The organism is bacterium (genome assembly GCA_021372535.1).
Taxonomy (GTDB): Bacteria; Latescibacterota; Latescibacteria; order Latescibacterales; family Latescibacteraceae; genus JAFGMP01.
The window spans coordinates 1-11,169 of sequence record JAJFUH010000119.1 but is presented as its reverse complement, the minus strand read 5'-3'; the positions used below and the strand labels follow the sequence as shown (position 1 = coordinate 11,169).

Genomic DNA, 11,169 nt, shown 5'->3' with positions numbered 1-11,169 from the left:
CAGAGGGACAGAGGGACAGAGGGACAGAGGGACAGAAGGACAGAAGGACAGAAGGACAACATAGTATTTATACTGTAATGAGGAATTATCAGTATTCATATAAAAAACAAACCCGCGAATATCCGCGTATCATAAAATTTTAAGAATTGATCGGGCTCTATACTCTCAAACAATTATGGAAATGCTCTTTACATTTCTCTTCTGCCTCGTTATGATACGGGATATGTGACAATATTAACCTTTTTACGAAAGGAAACAATATGGGAACCCGGCGATTTTTTATATCAAAAGGTATTCGGGTAGCCGGTGCTGTCGCTGCCGGTTCGGCGCTTTCGGCAGGAAGCCCCGGAATCGCCCATGCACGGCAGTGGAAACCATCGCCGACCCATGACAGCCTTATCCGTATCGGGGCGTTGACATCGGGGTATCAACACCATCTGTTCAGCATCTGGGGTCCCATGATCAATCCGGTGCCTCAGAACAACACGACGCTGCCCCGCATGAACGGTATGGTCATGACTCATGTGTGGGACATCAATAAGGAACACCAGCGCGAATTTGCCCAAAAATTCAATGTTCAGGAAGTTGAGCACTACGATGATATGGTCGGGAAGGTCGATGCGGTGATGATCTGCGAGGTATGGTCAATCGACCACTGGCCGCAGCTTGCGGCGCCGTACCTTAAAGCCGGCATCCCGGTATTCTTCAACAGGCCCTTCGCTTCGAGCATGGGCCGGGCAAAGGCAATTGTGAACATGTCGAAGGAGACAGGCACCCCCATTTGCACGCTCTCGTCATGGGAGTTCTGTTTCCCCGCATCGGCAATGCGCCGCAAGCTGAAATCCCTTGCCGGAGACAGCGAACACCCGACAATCAACGGAATCGTCGCCTATAATGCCTCGACCGACATCACCCATGATATTCACGGCATCTGGCTCATACTGGCATGCGCCGGGCCGGGTGTGGAAAGTGTCGGCGCCGATATTGCCGGGAAGGACATTTATAAAACGACATCCACGACATGGACGATCAAGTTCAAACCCCGCGGAGACGATCCGCCGTTCTTTGCCTGCCTTGTCAACAGCTCCGATGTCGACTCGAACGCATGGATTAAAGTGATCACGAACAAGGGAACATTCGAGACAAGCCTTCTGTATATGGAAGACTACGACATGCGCCGGTACGAGTACTTCAACACCCCCCTTATCGAGTTTCAGAAGATGGTGGAGCGTGGGGAGATGCCCCAGACTTACGACCATATTCTCGAAAAAACCGCTGTTTTCCTTGCCGGTGTCAGGTCCTGGCGGGAACGGAACGGCGGGAAAGTCCGCATCGACGAGCTGGAGGACGATTATTATGTCCAGGCTGATACGGGAGTTGAGGAATATCCCAAAGACATGTTCAGGTAAGGCAAACGGGTTATCCGGATATTTTCGTACCTTTGTCGATTTCCTCTTCATGATTGAGACGGCCGGTAATAATCAGCCTTTCATTATATTTCATCATCGGGTATGTGAGAAAGATACTTTTTTTACTACCCTCAATGATTGGATTGGTAAATGACGAGAGTGTTATCGATATGTTTCCTTTTTCTTTTTCCCCTTCGTATGATCGCGGCTGAAACCGGATACATGGAGACAAAAAAGAACTTTACTCAGCCGGATTCACGGTTTGCAGGGGCTCCATTTTTCTCGTGGAACGATCTCCTCGATGAACAGGAGCTGCGGAGGCAAATCCGCGAGATGCACAACCAGGGGCTCGGCGGTGCCTTCCTCCACCCGAGAACAGGCATGATCACGCCCTATCTGTCGCAGGAATATATGGATATGTACGAAGCGTGTATCGATGAGGGGAAACGTCTCGGATTCGATATATGGCTCTATGATGAGGATCGCTGGCCGAGCGGATCGGTCGGCGGGCGGATCACCCGTATGGGGCCTGAGTATGTTATCAAAACCCTCATGTGCTCTGAAATCAAGCCCGGCGAACTGGAAACCTTCCGGAGGGATTCATCGACTGTCGGCCTGTTCACCGCCCGCTTGAATGGAAACCGTATAAGCGACCTGAAGATTCTGCCGCCTGACAGGTCATCTGCCGCCCCGGAAGGGAACACGATACTGAGAGTGTGGGTCTATTACGGCCGGTATGGCACACTGCCGAACTGGTTCTCCGATCTTCTCGAGCCGAAGGTGGTCGAGCGTTTCATGGAGCTCACCCACGGGGCGTTTAAATCCCGGTTTTCCGGTGAATTTGGTAATACAATCCCCGGTATTTTCACCGACGAACCCAACTGGTCGTTTACGCCATGGACGTATGGTTTTCCGGATTATTTCAGGGAAAAAAAGGGCTATGATATTGTACCCTTGCTGCCGTTCATTTTCTATCGCGGGGAGGGTTCCGCAAAGGCGCGGTATGATTTTTATGCGGTGATGACCGATCGTTTCATCGAGAATTACACCGAACGTATCGGCAGGTGGTGCAGCGAGAACAATCTCATTTTTACCGGTCACATGCTCCATGAGGACAATCTGTTCGTGCAGACCGCCCATATCGGCGCTGCCATGCCGCATTACGAATTCATGCAGATGCCGGGCATCGACCACCTGAGCCGCGACATCGCCGATCCGCTCCTTCCCAAACAGGTCGCAAGTGTCGCTCACCAGATGGGCGACCGCAGGGTGCTCACTGAGACATATGGTACCGCAGGGTGGAACGTCACGTTCGAGGACATGAGATGGATAGGGGAGTGGCAGTATGTGCTCGGGGTTAACTTTCCCTGTATGCACCTTGCACACTATTCGCTCCGGGGGCACCGGAAACGGGACTTCCCGGCATCTCTCCACTATCAGCAGCCGTGGTGGCCTCACTACCGGTATTTTAACACCTATACGGCGCGGCTCCTCTATATGCTCACGAGAGGTTCCCATACCTGCGACATCCTCGTGATTCACCCCATCGAAAGCGCGTGGATGATTACCGATTACATTCCCGGTGCGGGTTACCGGTGGGATACGTTCGTCAGAATTTATAAAGACACCGAAGTGGCCCGCCTCAACGATGCATTTGTTTCTCTCAGCCGTCATCTCCTCGAAATTCACCGTGATTACGATTACGGCGATGAGCGGATCATGTCCCGTCACGGATCGGTCGAGGGGAACCGTATCAGGGTTGGCTCGAAAACGTACGGCACGGTTATCGTTCCGTCCTCCCTGACCATGCGGAAAACAACGCTCGATCTGCTCCGGGAATTCAGGCGTAACGGCGGAACGGTCATTACGGTCGGGCCGACTCCAACGATGATCGAAGGAGTGGATTCACCGGAGCTTTCACAGTTTTTCGCCTCCGTAAAAAGAGTTTCCGGCAGCCGTGCCGAACTCAGGAATATCCTCGACTCGCTTTCTGGTGCGCGAATCACCGTTGTCGATGAGGAAGGCAACGATGCCGGAACGATTTACAGTCAAGAGCGCATCAACGGGAATATGAGAATTTTTGTCCTTGCGAACATCAGCAGGGATACAGCAGTTTCTACCCGTGTCTCTATTCTCGGAACGGGAAAACTCGAGGAATGGAATCCCGAAAACGGCACATCACATTCGCTTCCGTGCAGTATCGGAGATGGCACGATTACCACCGGTTTGACTTTCGCTCCCGCCGGGCTGCACATTCTCGTTCTGGACGAAAGCGCGAAACCGGAAACGGTGACGAATGATTCTCCTGTCCCTGTCCGTAAAATCGATCTTAAGAATACATGGTCGTTCACACGCAATCATCCGAACGCCATTACCCTCGATTACTGCCAGTTCAGAACCGATGACATGGACGGATGGAGCGAGGAAATGCCTGTTCTAAAAACTCATAAACTCCTTTGCGATATGAAGAAAAACCAGTCGGTGACCCTGAGGTTTACTTTCGATTCCGGAATAAAACCTCCGGACGGAACTTTTCTCGTTCTCGAAACTCCGGAACAGTTTGCCATAACCGTTAACGGGCGGGAAACGGAGAAAAACGACGCCGGTTATTTTTGGGATATCAGTTTCAGGAAAATTTCCATCGGGAACCGGCTCGTCAAGGGACGTAATACCATCGACCTGACCTGTTTTTTTATCGGCGATATCGATGCATACATCGAGACCATCGATCCGGGCAAACGGGAAACAGAGAGAAAACGTCTCAGTTATGGTATGGAGCTTGAAAGTGTATACATTGCCGGTGATTTCAGGGTAAAACAGACAAGTGCCGACAAATTCGCTTTTGCCGAGGAACCATCGGGCGAGATACTTACCGGCGACCTCGGCCCGCAGGGATACTGGTTTTATCCGGGCAGCATGACATACAGTCAGCGCTTTGTATTACCGGAGCGTTCCACGTTCAAAAGAGCGGTTCTGCACTGCGGGCATATCGATGCGGTGGTGAGCAGAGCCGTTGTCAACGGCCACGAAGCCGGATACCTTGCATGGCAGCCGCTCGAACTCGATATAACTCCCTGGGTAAAGAGCGGCGAAAATACGATTGAAATCGAGGTTATTGGCAGTCTCAGAAATCTGCTGGGCCCTCATCACCACATTGAACAGGAGCCCCGGTTTACCGGTCCCTGGCATTTCGAATATGGAGATAACTGGGCGGATTCCTATCATTTCGTGCCATTTGGCATTACGGGCGATGTGTCGGTCCTGATCGAAAATTAAGAAGAGAGAGATTATGAAATATCTCTGATTATACCGCAATCATTCCATCTTTATTGCTCCTGCGATTAAACAGTAGCATCGAATGACGTCATGCCGAACTCGATTCGGCTTCTATTCCAAATAATAGTATCATAATTTATTTGCAGAATCACAATAATCCCCCAAAGCCTTCTCTGTCTTGAGTTTTTGCTTCAGGCGGTCGTATTCCGGATGAGGGGACGGATGTTCCCGGCGTGACGGAGGACAAGAACTGATGCGTCGGGCCCTTTCATCCCGAACGCCTTTTCAAGCGCCTCCGCGGGGGTCTCCGCATAGAGAAGGCCGGTATGTTCGGCGGATTTTCTCGTAATGCCGCGGCTGACCATCATACACATTCCCCGTTCGGTGACAACCCGGTAGACGGAGATGAGATTATGGGTGACAACCGGGTGGAGAATTTTTCTGTTGTGCAGGTTCATGATTGCATCGAGGTCTTTGAAACCGTATTGTTCGACTTCCGGAATATTGTGGCATATTCCCTCCGGGCATTCGGCAACATCGATCACCACGGCACCCTGTTTCATGCAGATGTACGCCGGTATGAGCCCTTTGGTCGACTGCCAGAAATCGAGATCGTTCTTGAAGGCATCGAAAATAACGATATCAGCCCGGCTCGGGATGATCACCGTAAAGATACCGGAAGCGGTTTCGGCGCCGGTTCTATGGGCTTCGACAGGATTTCCGGCAACGGCATGTACAATTTCCATGTTATTGTTTACTATCGTGTTGACAATATAGCTCAGCCCCGCTTTTAACGCCACCTCGTCGATGAGACGGCGGACTTTGTTGTCTCGGATTCCGAGAATTTCCTCGCCGAAACTGTCAAGGTTCAGCCAGTGCATCGCGCCGATAGCGTCACTGCCGCTCACACCCGGCAGAATGATGGTGCTTCCGCCGGAAAAACCCTTGATACAGTGCGGAACGATATTACCGACTCCGATTATGAAATCGGCCTCCCTGAGCCGTCTGTTAATGAGAAACTCGACTCCGCCGATGTTCAGCCCGAGCGGAACCAGTTCTTCATCACGGTCGTGATAATGTTGTTCGATGCGGTAGGTTTTACATACCGTTTCCCCAAGCTTGACAATCAGTTCTTCACCGGTCATTTTCCGGTGTGTCCCCGAGGCAACCAGAATCCTGATATGGCTGTCGGTAACACCCCCGCGGTGCAGTTCGTCGATGATATGGGGCAGAACGAGATGTGCCGGGGTGTAACGGGTGTTGTCATCACACAGGATGAGGACATTATCTCCGCTGCCCACTGCTTCGGAAAGACGCGGCGCCGCGATGGGCTTCTCGAGAGCCTTTCTGACGATCATGTCGGGAGGTTCGGCTGGCTGTACCTGACCCGCTTCGAATATTCCGATGAGGTTTCTGTCCGGAATTTCGAGCGGCGGCAGGTATGAATAGGGGAAATGGTATTTCACCGTAATTCTCCCGATCACACTGTTCGTATCAAAACCAGGTGGATAGTATGATATGAATACATGTCACACCGTGGATATGCTGTAATCACTGAAGACCTGTTACCATGGATTCAAAAACGGCACGAACGCTGTCGATATCGGACAGCCCCGCCGAAATGAGAATATATTTCCCCGTGCGGGCTGCTACAATGGTGCCGTACCAGCTTTCCCTGCCGGTGAAAGCTTCATCGCCGATGTTTACCGGTGTCTTGTCAATTTCGCCGTATTCGTTGAGAAAATTACGGTATGCGGTGAAGCTTTTTTCAGCCTCTTCCGGATTTTCCCCATTTATGAGGAAGAGCTGATATTCCTTATCCCCGCGCCTGTAGGAAACAACAAAGGCGTTTCTCAGATATTCCTGCCCGAGAACGTTTTTGGCGATATATGCTTCCGTTCTTTCGAGTCTGTATTCCGTGGGGAACACTGAGAAATCCCGTGGCATGCCGCCGCCATCGGGGATACGGTCGTCGACTGCACGGGCGAAGGGTTCGAGAAGAGAGGTGTCGGAAAGCTCTTCTTCGGCGAAGAAAACTTTAACATAATAGCGGTCTTTCCAGAAGCAGAGTGCGGTCTCTGCCAGATAACCCTCGATACCGATATCAATGTATGTATAGTCGGGAAAGCGCTCGCTCGAATAGATTCCGAACGCGCCGAGGCTGTCGGCCATATCATAGATATCGACTACGATGACTGTGCTGTCGGGGCCGTAAGCTCCCCGGTACGTCATTACATCTCCGACCCCGTAATCGAGGTAGGGAAGTGCGCCGCCGTCGATATGGTTCCAGAGGCTTTCAGGTCTGTAGTACGCCGGTGTTCCGGTAAGCGTGAAACCGGTCGCATCGGAATCGGAAATAATAAATCCGTCGAGCGGCCCCGGTGTCTCTCCCATGACAGGCAATGCAGAAAGCAGCCCACCGATTAGAGCGAAAACAACAATTCCAGTATAGCATTTACATAAACACTGCATAATCATCAATCCGTGTAAATCCTCCTGATCAGCGTAAATCCGTGTTCAATTGAATTGAATGAAGATGGATTATCCCATCGCCCCGAAATCATCCTCGACCTCACGGAAGCTTCCCATACCGACAGCCATTACTCCCACGTTTTTGTTACGGAGAATCCATGCGAGCCCTTCCGGGAAAGAGCCGGGGTCGTTATCGTCCGCCTTGAAGGGTCCCCCCGAGCAGGTTTTCATGGCGACAATCCCCATGCCTTTTGAAACAGCGTACTCAAACGATTTTTCGAGCGCTACCTGATCCCATTCGCTGTAAATGCCATAGACGGTGTGACGAAAATTACCGGCATGGTTATAGGGTACCATGCCGATATCATAGACCTTCGTATCCGCTCCGAACCGAAGCATTTCGTGGGCATTGGCGCTGTGGCATGAAAAACCGCAGAAACGGATTTTTCCTGCCTCTTTAACCTTTACAAAGGTTTCCAGCACAACGGGATTTTTTACCGCCTCTTCAGTCGTTGCTCCACGGACAAGCATGATGTCGACATAATCCGTCTGGAGCGCCCTGAGGCTGTCATCGATCGATTTCTCCATCGCAGCCTTACTGCTTTGAATCTTCTGGTCGATCTTCGACTGGATGATAATGTTTTTACGGATATCTTTAACCACTTTCCCGATCAGTTCCTCGTTCCTTCCGCCCGAGTACATTCGTCCCGTATCGATGAAATTGATTCCCATGTCGATCGCCATTTTGAAGATGCTCGGTTCGTTGGTTCTGCTTCCGCCGAAACCCACCGGGCACACCTTGAGCCCCGTTTTCCCGAGCGTGCGGTATTGTATGGTTCCTGCCGCATGGGCTCTCTGCACAATCGACGGTGCGGATAACCCGGCAGCTCCGAGACCTATGAGACCTCCGACGGAACGGCGCAGAAATTCCTTTCGGTTTATCGTATTACGGGATTTATGATTCATTATGGTCTACCTCCTGTCAATGTCTTCGCCCGGTCATGCGTACAACCGTTCTTACGGTCCTGTCGGAATCGACAGCAGTCCCCCTTCGATCCCTGACCTTAAGGAACAGCTTAAAGAGGGAAAGCAGTCAGTTTTCCCTTGTTTTGGATAATATGTTCCAGGCTCTGAAGATTATACACCATATAGCGCGGCTGGTGAAAATTGCCTTTCCGGTATATGGATATACCGGGGCGCTGTTTGTCGGCGCCGAACCGGTCGACTCCCTGACGCCAGACGCCGCAAGCGGTGGGCATGGTTCGGAGCGTAAACGCCCGCGCGCGCTCATACCATTCGAGAGCCCAAGCATCCCCTGTATATTCGAGCGTGAGCATGGTCGCCACCAGAACCTCGCAGTGCGCCCACATGGTCTTCATGTCGAAAACACCACCAGCGCACTGTTCCGGCGAGCCGAACACGAAATACTCGGTGTCTCCGAGACCCTCATACACATAGTCCCATGCCATTTCGAGAATACGGCGGATGCGGCCTTTACAGGTATAGAAGATGGTTCCGTTTTTTTCGCGGAGCGCCTCGCGCATGACCATCCAGAGTGTTTCGATTGAATGGCCCGGTGAAAAATGGGTCGACTCCGAAGGGATATGGGTATAATCGTGAAACAGTGTTTCGTTGGAAATTCCGTAATCCTGGTTCCAGAAGTCGTTCAGGACATGATCGACATGCTCGCGGACAAGGGCGTCGATTTTAGGGTCGGAATGAAATTCCAGAAGCTGGGTGAGAGTCCAGACCATCATAAACGAATGACCCTGCGCCCGTAATCCCGTTTTTGTTATACCAGGAACGGTAACGCCCGGGTAATCGGGATTGTTATAACGCTCGACCGATTTCCAGATGGTGGTTTTCAGGATTTCGAGGTCCTCTTCGTTACCGGCAGCCCTGAAGTATTCGATGAGTCCCGCCACGGCGAACATCGGGCCGTAAATATCGGCGCCGCTCCCCTGGTCGCTCCGGTCTTTCGGTTTTCCGTCGCTGTACACCATCTGTTCCCACATGCCGTTGCCGCGGTACATGTATTTCACCATGAAATCGCGGGATTTCTTTGCGATCTCAAGAAATTTCGGGTCTTTGCCGAAGTTGTTATAGAGATAGGAATATACCCAGATACCGCGTCCCTGATACCAGATGTATTTCTCATCGGTCTCTATGGAGCCGTCGTCTCTGAGCTCGGTTACGAATCCACCGCGCGTCTTGTCATATCCGCCTTTATCCCAGAAGGGGAGAAACTGTTTGAATAGGCGGTCGCGGTAATCATCCCGTAATTCTTCGTATGACATCCCCGCGATTTTTTCCGGCAGAGCCTTGAATCCCATCATCTTATAGTTTGTCTGGACCGCAGCTGGTTCGGCATACAGACTGGCAGTGCCGGTCAACCCGGCGGCAAGGGATGTCCCAAAAAAATTCCTTCGGTTCATAATGTCTCCTTGATTATCAGAGGTATTGTTTACATTAATTATGCATTGATACAATAATTTATTCTTTCCTGAAAAAGTCAAGATATGTTTTTAACCCAAGCATTCCCTCTCTTTTCGGAATACCGGATGGCTTCAATCCATGAAACCATGCCTTTAAGGCTTCCATTTCTTCCTGTATGTCAATTAGTCTTCACAGAATAACATTTATCAGTGATTCGTCTTGTAAAAAATTTTATAAAATAGTGAAATACATGAAATTTTTGATGAAAATAACGCGTCAAAGACAATGAAAATAAAAAGAACAACATAAGATTCGTACAAATAACATATCTTCGCCTTTAACGGTTAAACCGGTCTGGACCGAGGATATACGAAGGAGACTGTAATCATGAATCGTTCTTTATTTTGGGTTATACGGCAACATCTGGTTCCGGGTATACTTGCGTTTTTCTTTTATGGCTTTGCGGCACGGTTTTTCAAACCCCGAGGACTGCCGGATTCTTTTGCGCTGTTCCTGACCATGCCGATAATACTGATACCATATGAACTCGGAGTATTGATTCACGCCAAGAAGAACGATACGGGTGCAATGCCGGAAAATGTATTGATCCCGTATAAAAACCGGTTGTCAGTTCTCCAATACGCAGCTATCGTTCTCCCTCTTCTGGTATGGATGTTCTTTTGCTTTTTTATCATCGGCCCGCATGAGCAGCATTTTATTATCGGGAGGTTTCCTTTTCTGTCGCTCGACTGGCTGGTCGGTTCGGGAGGATCATCGAGCTATTCAAAGAATGCATTGATCGCAACGTGGGTATTCGGGTTGGCGGTCAACGGTCTTGCATTACCCTTTGTCGAGGAACTTTATTTTCACGGGTATCTGCTGCCGCGGATTCCTTTGAGTGGCATAGGGGCGCCCGTTCTGAACACGATCCTCTTTTCGCTGTATCATTTCTTCAGCCCCTGTCAGAATCTGACAAGAATAGTGGCCATTGCACCGATGGTATATATGGTGTGGCGTAAAAAGAGTGTGTATATCGGCATTATGACGCATTGTCTGTTAAACACTCTCGCCATGTTATTGACACTGCCAGCCATACTGAAGTGAAATCTTGGATGTGCTGCATACGCTCCCTCATGCGGTTGAACCGGACAAGCTGTCAACTCCCGCTCGATTTCCGAGAGTCTGCAATCATCAATTAACCGCAGCGTTTCGATCCGTAGTTTCTATATCCTGAAACCTTTGCATTAATTATCGGTAATATGTTCGAATGCCTGATATAATGCTGTGCTTCCCTCTCCTGTTTACGGAAGAGGGACCGGGAGTGAGGGTAATAATTCTATGAAATACAATAAATTGCCCTTATCTCCGAACTTTATTCCAAACAGGAAGTATGGGAACTGATGATCAATACAAGTATGATCTTTTCAATTTTTCAAAGGTTTAAAATTATAACAATTTGAAATAATTCTATCATTTATGCATCAAAAGAAAAATAGTATCTCAATGGGAAACCTTTGAAATAATAAGTGAGTAATAATTTGCTTGCATTTTTGGCACAATAGAGTTAACATATAAA

General features: G+C 49.9%; 7 protein-coding genes. 3 read left to right on the top strand and 4 right to left on the bottom strand.

Annotation, left to right across the window (positions count from 1 at the left end):
* The first annotated feature begins 260 nt into the window (after positions 1-260).
* Positions 261-1,409, top strand: a complete 1,149-nt coding sequence (locus LLG96_11395; GenBank protein ID MCE5250813.1) for a Gfo/Idh/MocA family oxidoreductase — start codon at positions 261-263, stop codon at positions 1,407-1,409.
* A gap of 222 nt (positions 1,410-1,631) precedes the next feature.
* Complete coding sequence (locus tag LLG96_11390; protein MCE5250812.1) at positions 1,632-4,685, top strand: hypothetical protein; 3,054 nt, start codon at positions 1,632-1,634, stop codon at positions 4,683-4,685.
* Positions 4,686-4,876: 191 nt separating this feature from the next.
* Here the strand turns inward: LLG96_11390 and larA are convergent, their stop codons facing one another.
* From larA to LLG96_11370, 4 genes are all read right to left on the bottom strand, one after another.
* Positions 4,877-6,151: a nickel-dependent lactate racemase gene (gene larA / locus LLG96_11385; protein MCE5250811.1), complete on the bottom strand. Its 1,275-nt coding sequence runs from the start codon at positions 6,149-6,151 to the stop codon at positions 4,877-4,879.
* Between the two features lie 85 nt (positions 6,152-6,236).
* Positions 6,237-7,079 carry a hypothetical protein gene (locus tag LLG96_11380; GenBank protein MCE5250810.1) on the bottom strand — a complete coding sequence of 281 codons (843 nt, stop codon included), beginning with the start codon at positions 7,077-7,079 and terminating at the stop codon, positions 6,237-6,239.
* A gap of 147 nt (positions 7,080-7,226) precedes the next feature.
* Positions 7,227-8,123: an aldo/keto reductase gene (locus LLG96_11375; protein MCE5250809.1), complete on the bottom strand. Its 897-nt coding sequence runs from the start codon at positions 8,121-8,123 to the stop codon at positions 7,227-7,229.
* A 110-nt stretch (positions 8,124-8,233) separates the two neighbouring features.
* On the bottom strand, positions 8,234-9,592 hold the full coding sequence (locus LLG96_11370; GenBank protein MCE5250808.1) for an AGE family epimerase/isomerase: 1,359 nt from the start codon (positions 9,590-9,592) through the stop codon (positions 8,234-8,236).
* Between the two features lie 388 nt (positions 9,593-9,980).
* Here LLG96_11370 and LLG96_11365 point away from each other — a divergent pair, with 388 nt between their 5' ends.
* Entirely contained in the window at positions 9,981-10,697 is a 717-nt protein-coding gene (locus LLG96_11365) for a CPBP family intramembrane metalloprotease (protein ID MCE5250807.1), read from the top strand.
* Positions 10,698-11,169 lie beyond the last annotated feature (472 nt).

Coding starts and splice junctions, on each gene's coding strand:
- LLG96_11395 (MCE5250813.1), top strand. CDS start 261: ATGGGAACCCGGCGATTTTTTATATCAAAAGGTATTCGGGTAGCCGGT.
- LLG96_11365 (MCE5250807.1), top strand. CDS start 9,981: ATGAATCGTTCTTTATTTTGGGTTATACGGCAACATCTGGTTCCGGGT.
- LLG96_11375 (MCE5250809.1), bottom strand. CDS start 8,123: ATGAATCATAAATCCCGTAATACGATAAACCGAAAGGAATTTCTGCGC.
- LLG96_11390 (MCE5250812.1), top strand. CDS start 1,632: ATGGAGACAAAAAAGAACTTTACTCAGCCGGATTCACGGTTTGCAGGG.
- LLG96_11370 (MCE5250808.1), bottom strand. CDS start 9,592: ATGAACCGAAGGAATTTTTTTGGGACATCCCTTGCCGCCGGGTTGACC.
- LLG96_11380 (MCE5250810.1), bottom strand. CDS start 7,079: ATGGGAGAGACACCGGGGCCGCTCGACGGATTTATTATTTCCGATTCC.